Source organism: Haloferax mediterranei ATCC 33500 (genome assembly GCF_000306765.2).
In the GTDB taxonomy this organism is placed as follows: Archaea; Halobacteriota; Halobacteria; order Halobacteriales; family Haloferacaceae; genus Haloferax; species Haloferax mediterranei.
The window spans coordinates 104,404-123,782 of sequence record NC_017944.1 but is presented as its reverse complement, the minus strand read 5'-3'; the positions used below and the strand labels follow the sequence as shown (position 1 = coordinate 123,782).

The window sequence follows — 19,379 nt, the reverse complement described above, 5'->3', positions numbered from 1 at the left end:
TCCACCTAAGCGAGGCTATCTGGACAAACTCACTGTCGTGCTGTAGACGCGATATTCAGAATCAGCCCTCCCAAAATGCACGCTGGCGGGTTTCAATTTCAGTGAGTGCCATTGAGAGGACGTCACGCCAATCGCTGGGGTGGGATGTATCGTCCCCATGGGTTGGTGCATCTGGCCCAGGATGGATGTGGTCGCGAGTGTTGTGGTCCGACGGGTGGCGGTCCCATCGGTGATCGAACGTTCCTTCATCGTGGTCTTCGTGGTAGTGTAGCGAGAAGTCGCCGTTCTCGAACCAGACGAGCTCTAAACGAGCGTTTTGAACACTCGATGGGTAGAACCGCCCATCATACACGCAAACCAGCCGTTCAGGGGCGAATTCAGGTTGATCAACTACCTGAGTGAACCGCTCGTCGGTAGTAAACCGATTTCGAATAATGCCCAGGCGGTCAAAATCAATTGGAGCGCCGGAGACCGACTCAGACGCAGTACTCTCATCCTGGCCTGTCATACCGCTGTTCGTTGGTCGGTTGCACCACCCGACTCGCTCGCTAACGCCCGTTCAAGGAGCTTTATCCGACGTTGAGCCGTTTTCCACGCGGAAACAGCTTCCCAAACATCTTCTATCGATTGTTCAGTGGCGGCAGCGTGCTTCGAGAGAGAGACCGCTGCCGGCGACGCGACAGCAAACTCCTCAGCCAAATCTTCTGCACGTGTTGTTTCCGTCTTCAGGAACTCAAGGAGTTCTGCTGTCGTGTAGTCGTCTCGGAGCGTCTGGACCCGTCGCCAGTTCAAGTACGACTGGTTGCGTTCATACGTCGCTGGCGACTCGGTAATCTGTGTCACGATTCCCATTCGTTCGAACCACTCTAAGTACTCTCTCGCGGCATCGACACCGTGGCCTGCGAGGTCGGCGATGTCCCCAACGGTAGCTGGACTGTCAAGCCCAAGCACAGCATCAAAAAAATCGTCTCGCGTTCGGCCCCCACGAACAAGTTCCTCCGGAGGGGACAGAGCATCGAAATCTGGTGAGTTCGTTCGCTCCTCGGCATCAGCCTGGAGTTCAGAGTGCGGTTCTTCCATACCCATACCACGTGGTTCATAGGAATAAACCTTGCTAGCACGGAATATTCCGTCTACATGATTGGAGTAGAATAGATTAACCAACATAGAGCCCAGAGTCGCAGTAACGTTGGTTAGGTCAGTTAACTAGTAAGAGTATCGCAGTACTCACTCATGACCCCTCGTTGCACAGAATCAGACAGTGTCCGGCGAACCGAAACAGCCTATGAATGTCTGTCTTCCCGCCATACCCGGTGACGACGTGACGATATTCAAACTCCACGCGGCCGACTTCGTTCTCACCGACCGAGTCCGATGCCGTCGTGGCAATGGATTTCCCCACTACGACGGCTCTTCCCACTGTTCTGCACGCCCGACGCTATACCCGGCCGTGACCAAGACATCACAGAACGGTGAGCTCTTGAACAGCTCCTGTATGTGGTGGACACCCGCCGGTTGTGGCGGCCCCACCGCCTCTACGACTCGAGCAGTGACGATTGCAGTCGCACGGGCTTGATCAGGTCCCCGAACCCACCGCTTGATTCGCGTTGCTCGGCCGTTGACCCGACCGCTAACCTCGACGTTGATTACCGACTCGTTGGACCCAAACGGGATTGCATCGGTCAGCCTGACGATTTCATCGACACCGAGCGCCGACACGACCGGCTGGTACAGTCCGGTGCGGCGTAATACTGCCAGATAGCGAGTGACGATGCGAGAGTCGTAACACAGTCGACTCTCGATTGTCGGGATGGCCGTCGTCCGGGCAAGCACGTGCTGATCTGCGAGATTTGCCCGATACGCTCGGCGCCGCCCCCAGCCAGGAATCTCGACCACCCGGGGATCGGTGAGGCCAGTCACTGAAGTCGACTCGCCGTCACGCCGCACCGAGAAGTCCCCAAGTGCGTCCTCGATTGTCCATTTAACCGTATCTGGGCCGAACGCGTCACCAATACCCAGCAGTAGGGTGATGTCCGCTCGGTCGACTGTATCGAGTTCTGCGGTTGCTTCAGCAACGAAGAGGTTCGTCAGTCCGGGAGACAGTCCGACACTGAGTACGGCCGTCGCGCCTCGTTCCCGAGCGAGATCGTCGAACGACTCGATAGCCCGGAGAAGCGCGTCCGTCGGCGAGATATCGACGTAATCGATGCCGCGCTCGAGACAGGCTTTCGCGAACTGTGGCGTGTCTTGATCCAGACACATGACCACCGTCCCCACGTCAGCGAGCGCGTCCGCATATCCCGCACTGTCGCTTACATCAAACGTGCGGGGCTCGACGCCAGCGACCGAACTGGCAAATCGGCGGGCATTTTTCTGCGAGCGACCAGCAGCGAGTATTTCCCCCTGTGTCCGGTCGGCGAGCTCCGTACAGACAGTCCGGCCAATCGTGCCGTAGCCACCGACGACGAGCACAGCTGCGTCAGGACGGGCCATACGGAGGCTCCGTGACGGGTGACAGTATAGCCACCTCCGAGTATACTCGGGTCATATACGTCCAAACTCCGTGTCGAGGTAGCGCGGCAGCAGATTCGCTTCGATTCGCTGGAGTTGCTCCGAGACCGTCGCTGGAGCACGTCCGACCGCCGCCGCAATCTCCTCGTGTGTCGCTTCCCGTGGGACCTCGTAGTAGCCCAGTTCGACGGCAGCCTCGAACACCGTTCGTTGCCGTTCGGTGAGTAGGTCCACAAGCTGGCCGCGTTTGGGGACGTACTCACCAAGGGACTCCGGATAGATGTCGACCTCGGGGGGAAGGTCAGCTGTAATACATGTGATCGCAGATTCAGTCCCAACGACCGTGAGGCGAACGCCACGATCTGTGTAGTCGTCTGTGTACACAAGAGGCGGCACGAGAACGAGCGAGTACGCAACGAGGATGTCGAACAGCAGCTCCATGGACGGCGATTGGCTGTATTCGACGTACGCGAGGCCGGTTTCTCGCGTGACCGCGAAGTCGTGGACGGAGCCTTCGCATTCGAGGAGCTGTTCGAGCCGAGCCATATCGCCCGAAAACTCGCACAGTTCAACCAGCCGGTCACCGACTCTGCTGATTTGATAGCTCGTGTCGATCGTCACGGCAGGACAGGCTTCGATAGCGGTCTCCAGTGGGTGGAGTTGCCCGTCATTCCAGATGAGCACCCCGGACGCATAGCGCATGGCGTTCCATTTGCAGGCGCAGCTCAAGAACTCCCCGAGTATACTCGGGTATAGCGTCAATCACACCGACCCGGACTGGTAATACATGATCGAAACAAGCGCCGCGGTCCAGATTGATGCGTCACCGGCGACCGTGTGGCCGTATCTGGAGGAATTCGAAACTCGCTGGGAACGCTCTAACCCTGACCACGACGGGATGTGGGTCGTCATGGACCCAAAAAAGCCGCTTCGCGATGGCCTCCGATTTTACCAGCGTGAGTATGTTGGCCCGATCAAAGGCATGATCAACGCTGAGCTCCGTGACGTCGTCGAAGAACAACGATTCAGTTGGATTGGTACTTGCACCTATACACTGCCCCTGCTTCCGTTCACATTCACTGTCGAAGAAGGCGGAACCGTGGTGCTCGACCCGAGAGGCGGACAGACCCATCTCTCGCATCGTGTCTGGGCTCGCGTTCCACCGACAGTACTGGGCAAAGTAGCCGAAAAGGCGTTGACGGCTGCCGTTGATCTCGAAAATGAGGTTTACCAACACACACTCGTTGAGCTTGAATACTTCAAGAATGTAGTCGAGACCGACGCCGAGAGCTGACGGTCAGTCATCGGTGGACGTGAGTCTGACGGGGACAGACGACGGATTCTCGTCTGGAACGTGGGCCGCCTCGCCAAGCGGTCCTATAGTAGCGTTTGCAACTGGTGACACATCCAACCGCACGACAGCGGTCGGTCGAGTGTGCAATGACTTGATTACGGTGGTGTAAGTCGCTGTTCGATTATTCACGATGTGAGCGGTGCTTAACGCTCTGGCTCATAAGTTATCTCGCACTTATCTGTATCGACGTACATTGTTCTTCTGAACCCAGTCCTCTAGTTCAGCGCGTTTTATGACCCGACATCAGCAGTTTACGCTCGTCGTCATATTCATCGTCGTAGCCACTGTTCTCGGAAGCGTTCCACCGTCAGTGACGGCCACAGAGACGGTTCCGACTGAATCGACCCTCGGGGCCGACCAGCTACTCGGAGCAGGACTCGCAGAGGAGGGACGTAGTATCGATGACGGCGAGAGAGTCGCCGCGATTGACAATTCGACGCACGATGACGGAGAGGGTGAAGACGATTGTGTCGTGGATGACGATGATCACGTCGATGATAAAGAGGACGACGGCTTCGAATTCGGTGACGAAGACGAGGCTAACTACATCGATGACGACGAAGATGATGAGGATAACTTCGAGTTCGATGATGAGGGTGACGAGGACGACCACGAGGATAGCTTCGAGTTCGATGACGAGGGGGGCGAGGACGACCACGAGGATAGCTTCGAATTCGATGATGAGGGTGACGAGGACGACCACGAGGATAGCTTCGAATTCGATGATGAAGGTGACGAGGACGACCACAAGGATAACTTCGAGTTCGATGACGAGGGTGGCGAGGACGACCACGAGGATAGCTTCGAGTTTGATGACGAGGGTGACGAGGACGACCCTGCCGATGACGACGAAGATGATGAGGACGGCTTCGAGTTCGATGATGAAGACAGGGCTGACCACACCGACGATGACGAAGATGATGGGGACGGCTTCGAATTCGATATCCACGACGAGGACAACCCTGTCTACGTCGAAGAAGGGGAGTCCGAACCAACCGATGACGCAGTGGAGCAGTCCGGGCCGTGGGGGTCCGAACCGGTTGTTATCGCCCTAGAAACCCCTGACGACGGCCGTAACTACACCTCGCTGGTGAACGAGGCGACGACGTTCTGGGAGGCGAACGACGCGCGCTATCTCGGCTCCGAAATCGACTACGAGGTCGACGCGGACGCGCGGAATCCGGACCTCGTCGTCCGCTTTTCGGACGACATCCCGGAGTGTAGCGGGCAGGTCGACGCCGTCGGCTGTGCACCCTACATCACGGACGAACGTCAAATCGACCGGCCGATGACTGCCCACATTCGGACCGGGTTCAGCGACGACTCGACAGCTGAAATCATCGAACACGAACTGGGACACACACTCGGTCTCGCCCACGGCGACGAGCCGGCCGAACTCATGGATGCGACGGGAATGGTCTACACGCTTCCGCGAACCAACGCCACCGAGAAGGCGTTTCCATGGGCTGACTCGCACTTCACCGTCTACATGAACGATAGTGGAGCGGCCGACCCGGATGCGGCCCGCGAGCAGGTTCACCACGCCTTCGACTACTATGACGACGACGCACCCGGAATGCCCGACAACCTCACGTTCACCTACGTAGACGACCCCGAGAAGGCGGATATCCGCCTCCACGTCTCCTTCGGCGAGACCTCGCCGTGCGCCGCGGGTGCGGATTCCTTTGCCGCCGCCAGTGGGTACGACCCCGACGGAGACAAAGCGCTAGAGACGTACGACACCCTCGGCATCGTCCTCGTCGACCTTGACTCCGACGCCGTCGGCTGGCATGTGGGCTACTGGACGGCCCACTATCTGGGTGCCGAGGACGACGAAGACAAGCCCGAACCATTCAGAAACGCCACGTACAGTGACCGACGGAGTGAGTGGTGGGAGTGACCGAGTGGACTGAGTCCTCATAGGAAGGGGCGTCCGTCACGTCGGCGATACTATCGTGCTCTGTGAACTACAAGCAGACAGAACGATTGATTCTGTCTCGGGTCCCACCGTGAAGTACTCGGGTGTTCAACCCCTACTCTACTTGTTGTGCCGTACCGAGAGCAAGCAGCGTGGCGGCAGGACCTTCTCGAGCTGATTCAAGAGATGAGCCGAGCCGTCGACGCCGCCATCGTCGAGGGACAGAACGACCGGCGTGGGCTTCGAGCCGCGGGTTTCGAGAAACGAATCTACACCTGTTCAGAGGCTGGGCGGTTGGTCCCGTTTGCGACCCAAATCGACGAGGAGGAGGTCGTTATTCTCACCGACTTCGACCCGGCAGGCCGAAAGCTGAACGCGCGGTTGCGTGAACTGCTGGCCGACTCACAGGTCAGTCCCGAGTGGCGACGTAAGGTCGGCGCGCTGTTGACGCCATACGACCGTCGGGACATCGAGTCGCTGAACAATCTCTTTCGGCACCAGTGGTAGGCAGACAGGAACTCAGCGGTCGTTCGCATCGATTATTGTCTCGTTCCAGTCGTGCTCGAACCGGCCCACAGACCTCGTCGGCGACGTCGGCGCTAGGAAGCGAGCGATGACCGGACAATCGACGACGTGTACAGATACCTCAAAGAGCTCGGAGTTCAGGACTACGAGGCGAACTTACCGGAGTTTGAAGACGATTAACACCGGAACACAGCGCAACGGCGTGCGATAATCACGATTGGCGTACTGGCCCAGCGCGGAATGTCGCGAACAACCCGTCTCCACTGGTTTGGAATTGCGTTCGGGGTTGGTCATACTACTCACAGCCGCTAGAGCCCGACTGTTGGCACTATCCCGGCGAACCCCCTGGGCGGTTCGGAGCTCACGCCCAAGCGTCCGGAGAATCCTGACGCCGAATTACGAAACACTGAAAGTCGATGTTGAGATCCTCAGTGAACGCTCTCCCGAGATGTTCAAGAATCTACAAGATATGGGCTGCGAAGGTAGCGAGTAGCGGGCGCGATAATTTTTTTATTGGGTGAAGCGTAACTCTAGATTGCTTTCATTGGAGGTCATCGGCTCACGCCGGTAACCTACCTTTTCAGCGGTTCTGTATGTGTATGAGCGGTGGTCGGCTGTGAACTCGGGGTACGGTCCGTCGTCGTACGTCGGCACGGACGTTGGCCAGCGCCTCGTACGCTCCGTCTCTTGGAACACGCGGGCGACCTTCTCGAACTGCTCCCACAGGCTGTAGTACTCGTAGTTGCCGTTCCACTCATCGGACGGCGTTTGGTTCCGGCCACTGAACGAGTTTCCGAACCACCGGATTATAATTACTAACGGCAGCATACGGATACGTACCGAACGTCCTGATGACCGACTCTGGCCAGCCGCCGTCACCCGACCGCCTGATTAACCTCGTTGCTGGTGAGGACCACGAGGAGGCAGTGGCGTGTCTAGACCGACTCAACGCGGCCGACGCCGACGCACGCAAGCGTGTCCTGCGGGCGCTTCGGGGCTTGGCCGAGGAGTGCCAGAGTTCTTTCGACGGACTCGCCGTTGCACTCGCGACGTTCCTAAACGACGATGACCGGGCAGTCAGACTGACGACCGCCAAGTTGTTCGTCACGCTAGCGCAGTCGGAGCCTGGTGTCGTCCTACCAGTCGTTGAATCACTCGCGGCTCGCCTCGCCGACAATGAAGAGTTCTACTACGTTCGAGCTCGCAGTGCCGAAACACTGGGATACGTCGCGCTCGAACACCCCAAGGAGGTCAGTGAGCCGGAGATACTGGCGGACCTCCGGGTCGGGCTGTCGTTCGATGAACCCGAAGTCAAGGAGAAACTGGCCAAGGCCATAGAGTACGTCGCACTGGGTAATCCGGACCGGCTCCGGCATCAGGTCACGTCACTGGCAGAGCATCTCGATGACGAGAGCGAACTCGTCCGGTATCACATCTGCACGGCTCTCGTGGTCATTGGCTGTGAGCACACGGAGCGGTTATCCGAGGCAGCGGATGCGCTCGGGAATCGGCTGACCGACGAGAGTCCATACGTTCAGGGGCGGACGGCGGAAGCGTTCGCTATGCTAGCGCGGTCGGACGTGGGGGTCGATACGGTCCCTGATCTCGACCGAATCGATTCGGTGGACGACGAAATGCCGTCATTCCTAGCCGACCGCGTGCGGTTCGCTCGACGAGTGTCCCAAGACTGTCACCACTCTGGAGCGGCTCCAGAAGGTCTCGGGACTGTCGAATCGATTCGTAGCGGGACAGCCGATATCGCCGGGGAGATTACAGCCCCTGACGGCGACAACGAGTGTCCACACTGTGGACTCGACTTGCCGGACGGCAGGCCACCGATGTGTCCGCGTTGTGGGGCCCCACAGTAGCCATCAGAATTTTGGCTTAAAAGTGAGAAGTTTCTTATATTATTAGGCGTGCCTAAAATGCATGGCAGACGACGCCACCGGGCACAAGACACCGACGCGGCGAGAGCACCGCCACGTCGTTAGGTATGTCCGTCGAGAAGGGCCGGCTCGCGCTGTCGGAGATGGCCGTCTTCGCGGTTGTGTGCATCTCTAAGACCAGGAACTGCTCGCCGCCGACAGCCTGTAGGCGAACCTCTGGGGGTACAGGCCGGGAGATAGACGACCTTCCCGGGAGTTCGGCGAGCAGGCGGCTGACCCGAGAGAGTAGCCTGGGGACTGATTTAGGGTCGCCTAAACACCGGAGGTTTTTTAAATTTTTAGGGTAGCCTAAAACATATGGCAGACGACGCCACGGAACGCAAGGGACCAACACGGCGAGAGTACGTCAAGTATAGCGGCGCAGCCATCGGCGGTGGTCTCCTCGCCGGTTGCACTGGCGAGGGTAGCCAGTCGACGTCTACCGCCGACGAGACCCCCACCGACACCGCGACAGCTACGGAGACAGCCACTCTTACGACCTACGAGGCGTGCATTGAGCCGGTCGGCTGTGTCGAATTCGACGAGGTCCCAGAGACCTATATCGTCAACAACGGGGAGTGGGCGGACATGGCGTTCGCGCTCGGGCAGCGCGATGGGTTCCTGACGGCGACGAACATGATCCCTGGGTTCATGTTCGACCCGTTCGGTCTTGACGTCCCGCCGGAGTCCGAGACCGCCACGCTATCGGCGACCAACTGGGATAAGGAGATCTTCTACGAGAATGACCCTGATGTCATTTTGATGGACCCCAACTATATGCACAAGACGGGCTGGGATGGGTCCTGGAGCGAATCGGATACCGAAGAGATTCGCGAGGAAGTCGCCCCGTTCTTCGGGAACAACTTCCTCCGGCGTCGCGAGTGGCACGACTACAAGCTATACTCGCTGTATGAGGCTTTCGAGCGGCTGGCTGACTGCTTCCAAGAGCGCGAGCGCTACGAAGCGCTGGTAGAGGTCCACCAGCAGGTCCAGAGCGAGATTCAGTCGCGGCTCCCAGCCCGAGGCGAGCGCCCGACGGTAGGGCTGCTCAACAGTGCTTCGAACCCCAGCAAGGGAACCTTCTACCCGATGCGAACTCAGACGGAGGGCGTCGAGACGAAGCCCTACCGCGACCTGGACGTGGGAAGCGCCTTCACCACGGATCTCGTAGAAAACGGGAGAATCGACTACGAGCACCTCCTCGAGGTCGACCCCGAGATGCTGATTGTCCACTGGGGTATCGGCACGACTGGTGACGGGACCGGGTTCTCTCCGTCCGCGTTCCGCGAGCAATATGTCACGCCAATGGAAGAGCACGCGGTCGGGAGCCAGCTGACGGCCGTGCAAAACGGCGACGTGTACCCCGGTGCGTTCGGGTCGCAAGGTCCCTTGACCAACCTCCTCCAGACCGAGATGGTCGCCCAGCAGCTCTACCCCGACGAGTTCGGCACATTCGATCCCGAGTCGTTCCCGGAAGTTCCCGATACGAATCAACTGTTCGACCGACAGCGAGTGCGTTCGATAATCGACGGAGAGTTCTGACCATGACGGACGCGAACGGCGGCGATACGACTGACACACCGACACACAAAGAGTACGTGAAATACAGCGGTGCACTCGTCGGCGGCGGCCTGCTCACGGACTGTACCGGTGGCAGCGGCTCAACGGAGACGGCCGCATCGACGGTGACGAGCGGAGACTGAGATGCCGGGCCGCGTACTTGATTGGGAAGCCTCGAAGTTGGGAGCAGCTGTAGCTGTCGTCAAGGATATTTTCGGGCGGAGCGCCACGGTGGACGAGACTCTGCTGACCGAACTCGGGTTCGAGGAACTGCAACGTCGTCACGAGACGCCCACAGCGTATCGCGTTCGGTGTGAGGACGTTGCAGACCAGCGCCAGTCGTTCCTTGACGGCGCGACGAACTACGGTGTAGGTGTCGGCATCAGCCACTGGAGTCTAGTCCCGTACATTTCCCAGGGCTTTCCGGTAGATTCCCCGAGGGATTATCCGGTGTTGGCGACAGGCGCTCGGCTCGACGATACCTGTGTGGGTTGTCAGCAAGCAGTACGGCGACAGCTGGTCAGGAGAGTCTCACTCATGGACGATAGTCCCCGACACAAGCGCGCTCGACTGCGGGCATGGATGTATGCAGCGCCCTTCGAGCTCGATGAGACGCCCACTGACGAGGCACCAATCGGTGATTCGACTGCACCTAGCGACACAGACGACACAAAGAAATCTTCTGAGACACGATGAGTGGGGCACCACAGTATCTCTTGGCACTCTACATCGCACAACACCGGCGCGACCCGCCTATTCCGCTTGGTGTCGTCGCGGAGATGCTAGACAGGTCTCCAGCAGCATCGACAGAGATGTTCCAGCGACTCGCGGACGATGGGCTCGTGTCCTACGAGCCCTACGACGGTGTGACGCTGACTGAGTCAGGACGCAAGCACACCGCACAGTTGCACGAGACGTACGTGACCGTCTCGTGGTTTTTCCGGGGCGTGCTGGAACTCGATGACTACGAGACGGAGGCGATGGAACTGGCCGGGCTGGTCAGTCCGACGGTTGCGAAGCGGCTCGCAGCCACGCTCCCCTGTGACACCGAGGGAACGGCCACACCCGAATTCGATGAACCAGCGCCTACAGTCAACGAGGACGAGTCTTGCTAACGGGACGCCGTCTCTCAGTTCGAGCCACCTTGACAAAATCCCACGGCAAGAATGGTATGGATAAACTGTGCCTGCAGTGGAACACGCGAGGAATGAACGGGCGAGACCCTTCAGTGGTTCGACCTATGTACGAATAAGCGAACCCCGGGATACAATCTAGCTTTTAGGCAGTACGAAAAATTGCCAGCAAACAAGTAGGACGATATACAGAATGAGAGATTCAGGGATTAGAAATTCTGAGTAGAGCTATTTTAGGACCCCTTAAAACAACAGCTTTATGATAGTTAAGAGAATATGAATAGTTGCTATGAGCACAGAAGGACTCGAACGTCAGGCGCGTAACTATTTGAACAACAACGTCCCGCAAATCCAGCAACACGGTGGTAACTTCGAGGTTCGAGACATCAATGAGGAAGAAGGGACCGCGACCGTCGCGATCGGCGGTGCCTGTTCGGGCTGTGGCATCGCCCCGATGACGATGAAGGCCATCGAACGCCGACTCCCCGAGAGCGTCACTGGTCTCGAAGATGTCGAAGTCGTCCGCTCCGGCGGTCAGCGTACTGCGGTGATGCCCTCGAAGACTGATGAGATGGAGGACATGGACGAGTACGAAGACTACAACCCCCCATTCTAAGCGACCGTCCGGACGACGAGGCTTGACTCCGTCGCTCTCGTCCCGACATGCGACAGACTGACCAGTCCGGACGTGGTCAGAACCAACTCGGCGTCGCTCAGTCACTTGTACCGTGAACTCAAAGACCTCACGAACAGCGAGTGGTGTCTCAGCGACCAAGAACTCCGCGACCTCGCGCAGCTTGAAGATGTCATCGAGAGATATAGTGGTAACACCGTGCAACCACCGCTTACTCCCGAGTTCATCGACTCACTCGAACACTACGGTTCGCTTTCGACGAGAACGGGTCCTCACCGGCGAGTTAACCAGACATCGCTGATGACGCGGTAGACACTGAGTTTGCGCGCGGGGCACCACGTGAGTAGCGGTGCGAGTACCCCGATAATCATTAAACCGACGAGCCCGACGAATTCCGATGTGCCGGTTCCTATGTGAGGTAGTTGGCGGTTGCCGTCCCGAAGATGAGAATCACGAGTCCGATGCCGGCGTACCCGAGTACGTGTTAGAAGTCGTCCCATCGGCACTGTCTACTTAGTGGTTTCTCAACCAGTGTTCGTCTGACGTACTCTGGGGGACTACGAACCGCGTTGGCGAAGAAATAGTTATGCAGGTTGTGACAACCGGTCTCGTTTCTCTTCCCGTTTCCCTAGATTTTGTTGAAGTTGCTACTGCGACGTGACAGTGTCGTTGCGTCTATGGTTGGTGTGGTATACGCTGGACTGATTCACGAATACTGTATACAAATTCTGTAAACATATTCAATATACGTTTTCAAATTATGATTTTATGTATCGAGAATTGGGTTTTTACTGACAATCTATATGTGAAGTCTCGACAGATATCCCGGTGTAATCCAAGACAGCCGTTCGCGCCGCTCAAGTATCGCTTCGGACTGGGCGACGACTTCGGCCGGATTGGCCAGCAAGTCCTGCAGTTTTTCAGAGAGAGGGTCGAACCCCATGGTCGCGCACGTCGTCGGTGTGCGAACCGATGAGGTCCTCACTGAGCGCGGGGTTCGAGATGAGCGCGTTCCGGTCGGTGTCTTCTACCAGAACTCCGCTCGGGAGGGTTCGTCTCCCCGCTCTCTGGTCGCGTCCTCTCGTCTCAATGGCAGTATCCGAATCTCGTAGTGCGACTCGCCTTCGGTATCGGAGGGTGTGATTTCAGCGCGCGTCGGTGAGTCTGGCTGCGGGTCGAACACGTCGGCAACGGGTGGGGATACCTCGCTGATCGGCCGACTGCGTAGGAAAGCGACCACCATGCAGTTGCGAGGACGAGAGCTGTAAGCGGGCGACCGCCCGGGCGGTCGCGGTTGTGCCATGCCATTACCGCCACGAGTAGCGAGATACCAAACACAACGAGTAGCAAGAGCAGATATGGAGAGAATTGCCATTTCATGGATGGACGTGGTTATACATTTTAGTTCCCACAATACTTAAGCTTTGTCTCGATGTCACGGAAGGGTTCATCCCTCTGAGTCAGATACTGCTGAGACGAACGGGGCTGAGTTGTCGAACGCTCGGTTAGCTCGGTATTCGGCCAATCTCGTCAGTGATTGACACTCACATTCCTGATATTCTAAATTTACACCTATACAGTTGTAAATGTGACTTTAATTTACTAGCTGCCCCTAGCGAAATTCCATGCCATTTACAGCTTCGACTTTCGAAACAGGTTCGTTCATGGTTCAGGTAATCTTGCCGACAATCGGCTATTTCCAGGGATGTTAACGGCATCCCTCAATTCGACCCCGAATAGTGTGTTGAGAAAAGGCGGTGAGAACAGACCCGAGGGTCTGGAATTTCGACGGCGAACCACACTGTCGGTACGAAATTGTGTATCTCTCGGTTGACGAGAGCAGCGGTGCTACCCACAGTGGCTGGTAATCGATATACTATCGTTTTATACGTCATTTACTTGGACACAGGGATACGTTTGGGAATTAACACCTTGTTTAGGAGGCAGATTGGTTTATGCGTGTACTCCACGGACGTGGGCGGAGCCAAGTCTGGTGAGGTAGCCGATGGCGGCGACGAGTTTCGCATACGTCGCGTTCATCGGGAGGAAGACGACCCCGCAACAGTAAACAGGCCAATCGCGTAGGCAGCGAACGTGCCACCGAAGAGCACGACTGCGGTGAGCAAGTCGGGGTTTCGTTCGAAGCGCTCACCGAGTAGGACAGTACGGAGTGGAGGGACCATACTGTGACCTTACTGATGAGCGAGAGATTCGGGCTCGTACGAACTGAAACCGACACATCCATCATTTAATTGAATTATTTAACACGAGAGACTGTCAGTGTTCACTGACACAAGACGACTCCAGTCGTGTCCGTCGATATCGCTCGCCGCATTTCGTGGGTATCTCTGAACCGGAGCATATCTGCTCGAATAGCTGTCTCTCGCCACGGGTTGGCCGGGTCGATACGAGTCTGACTGCTCGTTCACGTGGACGGCTCATCCTCCGAGAAGTTCAGCAACCGGATTGACGACTTACGAGAACACGTCTCTTCGCTCGATTCGTCTCGTTAACTCGACCGTTGTGAATGATGCAATGAACCCCAACGAATAGCCGACAAAGTGTTCGTAGAGATTTAAGATACCGCCCTCTGTTGTGGGGTCAACCGGAAATGCAACGAGCAGAATCGTGACGAACAAAAACCCGGTGACGATAATCAATTCGAAATAGCCGGTTGCCTCGGCACTGGAACGGAGTTTCGAACGAACGTCATTTTCTTGTTTGTATGCTGAAATAACATAGAGCAGGATAGTGAGCAGTACGACGAGTATCAGCCCAGCGGTCCCGACTAACACCGTGGAGTTCTCTGGAATGACGGACTGCACACTCAGAACTGAAATGAGTCCGACGCTAGTGATGAACATCATCGGTGCGAACGTGTCTACTGGCCCTATCCCGAACTCACTTTCAAAATAGTCGGCTAACGCGAGCGGCAGACACCCCGCGAAGGCCATCACAATACCCGATGAACCAAATGTGACCGACGACCGAGTGATTGCAAGGTTCATGTACGATAGTACTGGAGGAAATGCAACTAATACTGTTATCACGAACACGTGGAACTGCCGTCGACTTCCGCTTACGACACCGAGTATGTACAGGACAGGTACGACGAGAAAGTATAAGAATACGTTCGTGAACAGGTGACCGGTCTCTAAGTGGACGAACGACGACGTGAACGCGGTCAGCAGCGTCGGATCGGTGTAGTCGAACACGAGAGACTCACGGAGTTCCAACGGCAGTTGGTGAACAAGTGTCAGTATCACGGGGAACGTGAGAATAAGTGCAATATCTTTTGGGTGCGTGCGCTCTTTGAACAGTCGCACTAACGACGGCCTCCTTCTCGTCTTGTCTGTATCGACGCGCACGCTCTTATTATATATAACAACCCGAATCGTATAATGTTTCTGTCGGTGGTATCACTACTGATATTCGAGTTGAGCGATGCGGAACTGTGCCACCCCAGGTGACGCACGGCGGTTTCCCCACATATGTTAGTTTTGTTTACTCCACTAATCGACTCCTCACGCCTGAATACGGACGTATACGCTATCGGCTGTATCAAGCCTTATTTACCTACATAGTCGTATCATATTCAATGAGTAATTGGCAACGTGAAACAACGAAGACAATCGTTGATAATTACGGCCTGATTCTCGTTTGTCTCTTAGTTATCGCCGCACTTGGCGGCTACTTGACGTACACCACGCACGTCGAACCGGGAACGGATACAGCGACCCGACAGCTCTCCTCGTGGCAGTCAAGCGGTTCATTTTCTCACAATGCTACGGTACGCAATGGAACGTCGGCGTTTGTCGAGGGGACCGTTCTCCAAGACCGCTCGGTCTATTTGACTCATGTCGCTCCGTTACTGAGCGGCTCATTCACCTACACGTACGGCGTCAGCAACGAGAGTAATCTTGCCGTAGACACGACGGTTCTCGTGCGCTATCGCTCGGTTGAGTCCGCCGGTTCGCCCGACGAACTCGTCTATTGGCAGGTCAAGCAGACATTAGCCCATGGGCGCGACGAATCCTTATCTCCTGACGAGTCGATGACGATTCCCTTCTCGCTGAATATCAGCGATGCAGCCGAAACCGTTCGGCGTATCGACCGAGAACACGGTGGGACTCCCGGTCAACTCGACATGACGGTCGTTGCGCGGGTCGACCTTTCGGGAACGCGGAACGGCCAACACGTAGACACTACTCGTACGTATCTCCTCCCGATTGATCCAAGTCAGAATAGCTATCGCGTCGAAGACGCGGACCGAATAACCCACGGTGATGAGCGAACCGTAGACGTAACTGTCGACCCCGACTACGGCCTCCTTCGGCAGGTCGGTAGTCCGTTGTTGTTCTTGTTCGGCACGGTTGGAGCGGGATTCCTCGTCTTTGCTCGGTCTACCGGTCAACTCTCACTGAGTAACCGTGAACAGCGATGGCTGGCGTACCAGTCGACCCGCGAGGAGTTCAATGACTGGATTACGACCGGACAAATCGATCAGGTCGGAGACGACGTCTGGTCCGTCACGGTCGATTCGCTTGAGGGGTTGGTCGACGTAGCTATCGACACGGACAACCGCGTCATCGAACAACGAGGCGGCGATGAGTTCGTCGTGTTTACCGGTGACCGACTGTTCCGGTACCGACGCCCGCCGGAACCGGAGACCAACGGCGAGTTCTTCTGGAACCGCGACGAAGGCCGAACTGACGACTCCGATGGGTCCTGACGACGCTTTGTGCTGAACAGGGTCGGGTTACCACGGGAAACAACAATCTCCGCACGCCCGAAACAGTTCTCGTTAGTTCTCGTCTCAAATCTAGACGTTAGTTCTCGTCTCAGATTCAGACGTCACACTCCTATCTCAGAATCAGATGTCGCGCTCTCGACTCAGATCATCGAGGTACTTAGACGACAGACCGCAACCGGCTCAGGACGATGGATACAGCACCGAGCGAAACCCGTTCCTCTCCGCGTAATCACCAGCCAGCGGTGTCAGGGCTCGTGGTCCGGATCGAGGGGGTCACCGTCTGCTGTGCGTTTGGTGACGCGAATATCTGGCAAGCGTCTGTAGCCCGTTGCGCTTCCGGCGAGGACGGAACAGAGGAGCGTGCCAATCAGCTGTGGCACTCCAGTGATTCCGGCACTCGACAGAGAGAGCGCCACCAGTATCGAGAGGACAACCACACCCAGACCGACCACACTCTCACCGCGGAGGACATCTTTCAGACGGCGGCGGCGTGCAGACTCTTCCATCTGGAAGATAGGGAGCACCCCGTGGTGCCGTGTCTGTACGAGGTAATTCGCGAGTATTGCAGCGACCCCGCCGAGTGCGAACCACCACACCCACGCGACACCGAACACGGGGGTGAAGCCGAAGATAAATCCACTAGGTTCGACCGGCTGTTCGGTGTCGTCCGTGGCCGTCGGCGGTTGTTCGTCGGTAGTACTCCCATCGCCCGAATCCGGAGGACTGGTGTCGGTCGTAGTTTTACCGGTCGTATCTCCACCATCTGACTGTCCGGATGTATCTCCATCTCCCGAGGAGGTATCGTCATCATTCCTGTCCGTGGTATCATCGTCGTCGTCATCGTCATCACTGTCAGTATCCTCGTCCGTGTCTTCATCGGGATTGGATTCCCGTTCAGGAACGGTCGCTTCGACGGTGACTTCGCTTGTGAAGTCACGGTCTTCAGGGCTGACGGTTACACCGAACAGCACGGACTCGTTCGGTTGTAGCAGTATGGGTTCCCCGTTGATGCGCTCGCCGGTATCCATACGGTGAATCGTTATTCGCTCGCTGTCGCTCCCGAGTCGAACTGTTGTGCTGTTATTGCTGTTCTCGTAGCCAGCAAACCCGACGACAAATAAATCGTTCACTCGCGTCCGACTGTTCGGAAGGACGGGTGAGAGGTGGAGTCGTATCTGCCCGTTGTCGTCGTACTCGACGTAGCGATGACCGTTTTCCGTGTCCGCTGCGGAGAGATACACCTCTGAGTCGTCCGCTGGCGCGATTTCGTCCCCAGTTGTGAAGGCTCCTGTCGCTATGACTGTGCCGCTGATGAGAGCGGCGAGTGCGACGACGGCGACGAGCGTCCGGTTCATACTTGTGATTATTCTGCTGTGGGGGGCACGCTTGTTTCAGGCGTCCCAAATCTGTGGTTTCCTTGGGGTCCGTTCGAAGCCTGTACGGTGTGTTTGCGGGTTCCGTACTGCGTTCGCGAACTCTGTGTTCGTTCTAACGTTTTAGTTCGCGCCTGCAGCGCGTTGTGATTTCAGGTACGCTTCGTTTTCAGTTGCTTTTCGTTTCAGTTACGCTTCGCTTCCACAACGAACGTCACGGAATCGATATCCTTGAGACTGCTTCCGTCGACATTGTCATCCAGTAAATCGACCACGATGTCCACTTCTATGACATCCGTGTTCTCACCGCCGGAGGTGCTCCCGTCGGCTCCGAGTTCGATGGCGTTCCCCGACGTACCGTCACCGACGATAGAAGACCCGTCGACCCGGAAATCAAGAACTTCGCCGTTACTCGGGTCGTCACCGATACCCTCGGTACTGTCGTCGACGTACAAATCTACCTTGGTGCCACCATTGTTGTCGATTTCGAGCGCGTCCGTGAACGTCGTCTTCGCACGTTCGTTGAGGTTCGTCTCTGCGAACTTGATCACCTCGGCGGACTCGCTGTTGTCTGTCCCGACAATTGCATCCGCGCCAACGCCACTTCCTTGGTCGAAGCTTACCTGTGCCGACCCGCTGTCGTTGGTGACCTTGAGGTTGACGTTCCGGTCCGCTTCGATAGAGGTGAACGCACCGGAGCCGAACACTGCCCCCGTTCCAACGCTGGCGGCACCGATACTGAGTAGGAGACTTCTTCGCTTCATCTTCCTCGATGTCTCTCGTACAGGGTCTTATTACTGAACAGCGTTAGACCGTTTAACCTCCAGTTTAGGCCGTCTAACGCAGGTCATTAGTAAGTTGGTACCCGTCAATGGATGAGTATGAAGATGAACCGCAGAAGTGTACTGGGGCTTATCGGAACGATTGGTATCGGAACTGGCGCGGCGTTCGGCTCGGGTGCATTCAGCACCGTCGAGGCGACGCGCGAAGTCGAAGTTAACGTCGTTGGCGTCGACGACAACGGCGACGACGACGGGTCGGAGATTGCCGACCAATTCACGGACGTGCTCGTGGACGCTTCCGCTGACGAAGTCGCCCTGCGCGACAGTAACGATGACCTGGTCACCGACCCCACGACGTTGTTCCCCACCAGCAATGACACGCTCGATGCGAACGGAACTGCGGATATCGACGAGAACTACGTGAGTCTCATTGCCAACGACGTGACCGTCGTCTTCGGGTACAAACAGGGCGGTACCGACGAGCGTCTGCTGCCGAACAGCACGTACACCTACCCCAGCGGCTTCTTTACGCTGGTGAACAACGGCGACGGTAACGGAAACGGCAAGAAGTTCAGCGTCGAACTCGAATCTGGCAACACGTTCCTCACAGAGATTGGGGGCCAAAACCCACACAGCGAGGAAGTCGCAGCGGATACAACGTCTGAGTTTGGTGCAACGCTTGAAACTGGCCAGAGCGGCACGGAGAGCGAGACGCTGACTATTCGTATCAGCGAAGTCTAATCCGGACCGTCCGTAGAGTACATGGGTTATTCGTCCGGGCGGGCAGTTTTCAACCGTCCGACGGAAGGGGTCCGCGTCGATATCGTGGTCAACCGGGGTGTCGTTTCCCTTAGTGACACCTGTCTGATATCAGAGTAACATGAAAGCCGAACGTAACGAGAAAGCGTATT

Annotated in this window: 20 protein-coding genes and 1 pseudogene; 12 read left to right on the top strand and 9 right to left on the bottom strand. The window is 56.9% G+C overall.

The window, feature by feature from the left end; translation table 11 throughout:
* Positions 1 to 61 precede the first annotated feature (61 nt).
* The 4 genes from HFX_RS20390 to HFX_RS17310 form a co-directional block, all read right to left on the bottom strand.
* Complete coding sequence (locus HFX_RS20390) at positions 62 to 508, bottom strand: hypothetical protein (protein ID WP_004061008.1); 447 nt, start codon at positions 506 to 508, stop codon at positions 62 to 64.
* On the bottom strand, positions 505 to 1,080 hold the full coding sequence (locus HFX_RS17320) for a DUF7342 family protein (protein WP_014732757.1): 576 nt from the start codon (positions 1,078 to 1,080) through the stop codon (positions 505 to 507). The genes HFX_RS20390 and HFX_RS17320 overlap by 4 nt, the downstream gene beginning before the upstream one ends.
* Positions 1,081 to 1,401: 321 nt before the next feature.
* The gene (locus tag HFX_RS17315; RefSeq protein ID WP_004061011.1) at positions 1,402 to 2,493 is read right to left on the bottom strand and encodes a saccharopine dehydrogenase family protein; all 1,092 of its coding nucleotides are present in this window, start codon (positions 2,491 to 2,493) and stop codon (positions 1,402 to 1,404) included.
* A 51-nt stretch (positions 2,494 to 2,544) separates the two neighbouring features.
* Positions 2,545 to 3,213, bottom strand: a complete 669-nt coding sequence (locus HFX_RS17310) for a helix-turn-helix domain-containing protein (RefSeq protein ID WP_004061012.1) — start codon at positions 3,211 to 3,213, stop codon at positions 2,545 to 2,547.
* An 85-nt stretch (positions 3,214 to 3,298) separates the two neighbouring features.
* Between HFX_RS17310 and HFX_RS17305 the strand changes: the two genes are divergently transcribed.
* From HFX_RS17305 to HFX_RS17250, 10 genes and pseudogenes are all read left to right on the top strand, one after another.
* Positions 3,299 to 3,805: an SRPBCC family protein gene (locus HFX_RS17305; RefSeq protein ID WP_004061013.1), complete on the top strand. Its 507-nt coding sequence runs from the start codon at positions 3,299 to 3,301 to the stop codon at positions 3,803 to 3,805.
* Between the two features lie 872 nt (positions 3,806 to 4,677).
* Positions 4,678 to 5,765: pseudogene (locus tag HFX_RS17295) on the top strand (matrixin).
* A gap of 204 nt (positions 5,766 to 5,969) precedes the next feature.
* Positions 5,970 to 6,290 carry a toprim domain-containing protein gene (locus HFX_RS17290; protein WP_137685695.1) on the top strand — a complete coding sequence of 107 codons (321 nt, stop codon included), beginning with the start codon at positions 5,970 to 5,972 and terminating at the stop codon, positions 6,288 to 6,290.
* Positions 6,291 to 7,159: 869 nt separating this feature from the next.
* Positions 7,160 to 8,176 carry a hypothetical protein gene (locus tag HFX_RS17280; RefSeq protein ID WP_004061018.1) on the top strand — a complete coding sequence of 339 codons (1,017 nt, stop codon included), beginning with the start codon at positions 7,160 to 7,162 and terminating at the stop codon, positions 8,174 to 8,176.
* 375 nt (positions 8,177 to 8,551) lie between these two features.
* Positions 8,552 to 9,775: an ABC transporter substrate-binding protein gene (locus HFX_RS17275; protein ID WP_004061019.1), complete on the top strand. Its 1,224-nt coding sequence runs from the start codon at positions 8,552 to 8,554 to the stop codon at positions 9,773 to 9,775.
* A gap of 2 nt (positions 9,776 to 9,777) precedes the next feature.
* Positions 9,778 to 9,936: a hypothetical protein gene (locus tag HFX_RS17270; RefSeq protein WP_004061020.1), complete on the top strand. Its 159-nt coding sequence runs from the start codon at positions 9,778 to 9,780 to the stop codon at positions 9,934 to 9,936.
* 1 nt (position 9,937) lies between these two features.
* Positions 9,938 to 10,489, top strand: a complete 552-nt coding sequence (locus HFX_RS20720; RefSeq protein WP_004061021.1) for a DUF7260 family protein — start codon at positions 9,938 to 9,940, stop codon at positions 10,487 to 10,489.
* Entirely contained in the window at positions 10,486 to 10,908 is a 423-nt protein-coding gene (locus HFX_RS17260) for a metal-dependent transcriptional regulator (protein WP_014732753.1), read from the top strand. Before HFX_RS20720 ends, HFX_RS17260 begins: the two co-directional genes overlap by 4 nt.
* Positions 10,909 to 11,215: 307 nt before the next feature.
* Positions 11,216 to 11,542 (top strand): NifU family protein, encoded by a 327-nt coding sequence (locus HFX_RS17255; RefSeq protein WP_004061023.1) that lies wholly within the window; start codon positions 11,216 to 11,218, stop codon positions 11,540 to 11,542.
* A 105-nt stretch (positions 11,543 to 11,647) separates the two neighbouring features.
* Complete coding sequence (locus tag HFX_RS17250) at positions 11,648 to 11,872, top strand: hypothetical protein (protein WP_014732752.1); 225 nt, start codon at positions 11,648 to 11,650, stop codon at positions 11,870 to 11,872.
* A gap of 774 nt (positions 11,873 to 12,646) precedes the next feature.
* Here HFX_RS17250 and HFX_RS20650 read toward each other — a convergent pair.
* The 3 genes from HFX_RS20650 to HFX_RS17245 all read right to left on the bottom strand — a co-directional run bounded on the left by HFX_RS20650 (position 12,647) and on the right by HFX_RS17245 (position 14,928).
* A complete protein-coding gene (locus tag HFX_RS20650) occupies positions 12,647 to 12,940 on the bottom strand; it encodes a histidine kinase N-terminal 7TM domain-containing protein (RefSeq protein ID WP_081603746.1) in 294 nt (97 codons plus the stop codon).
* 656 nt (positions 12,941 to 13,596) lie between these two features.
* Entirely contained in the window at positions 13,597 to 13,743 is a 147-nt protein-coding gene (locus HFX_RS19830) for a hypothetical protein (protein ID WP_155844702.1), read from the bottom strand.
* A 291-nt stretch (positions 13,744 to 14,034) separates the two neighbouring features.
* Entirely contained in the window at positions 14,035 to 14,928 is an 894-nt protein-coding gene (locus HFX_RS17245) for a hypothetical protein (RefSeq protein ID WP_238547498.1), read from the bottom strand.
* Between the two features lie 230 nt (positions 14,929 to 15,158).
* On the opposite strand from HFX_RS17245, the gene HFX_RS17240 reads away from it, so the two are divergent.
* On the top strand, positions 15,159 to 16,292 hold the full coding sequence (locus HFX_RS17240; RefSeq protein ID WP_004061026.1) for a DUF5305 domain-containing protein: 1,134 nt from the start codon (positions 15,159 to 15,161) through the stop codon (positions 16,290 to 16,292).
* Between the two features lie 266 nt (positions 16,293 to 16,558).
* On the opposite strand, the gene HFX_RS17235 is transcribed toward HFX_RS17240, so the two are convergent.
* The gene (locus tag HFX_RS17235; protein ID WP_004061027.1) at positions 16,559 to 17,668 is read right to left on the bottom strand and encodes a hypothetical protein; all 1,110 of its coding nucleotides are present in this window, start codon (positions 17,666 to 17,668) and stop codon (positions 16,559 to 16,561) included.
* Between the two features lie 203 nt (positions 17,669 to 17,871).
* Positions 17,872 to 18,450, bottom strand: a complete 579-nt coding sequence (tafE, locus tag HFX_RS17230; RefSeq protein ID WP_004061028.1) for a TafE family fimbrial adapter protein — start codon at positions 18,448 to 18,450, stop codon at positions 17,872 to 17,874.
* Between the two features lie 123 nt (positions 18,451 to 18,573).
* Between tafE and tafA the strand changes: the two genes are divergently transcribed.
* Positions 18,574 to 19,209 (top strand): fimbrial protein TafA, encoded by a 636-nt coding sequence (gene tafA, locus HFX_RS17225; protein WP_231512979.1) that lies wholly within the window; start codon positions 18,574 to 18,576, stop codon positions 19,207 to 19,209.
* The last annotated feature ends 170 nt before the right edge of the window (positions 19,210 to 19,379 follow it).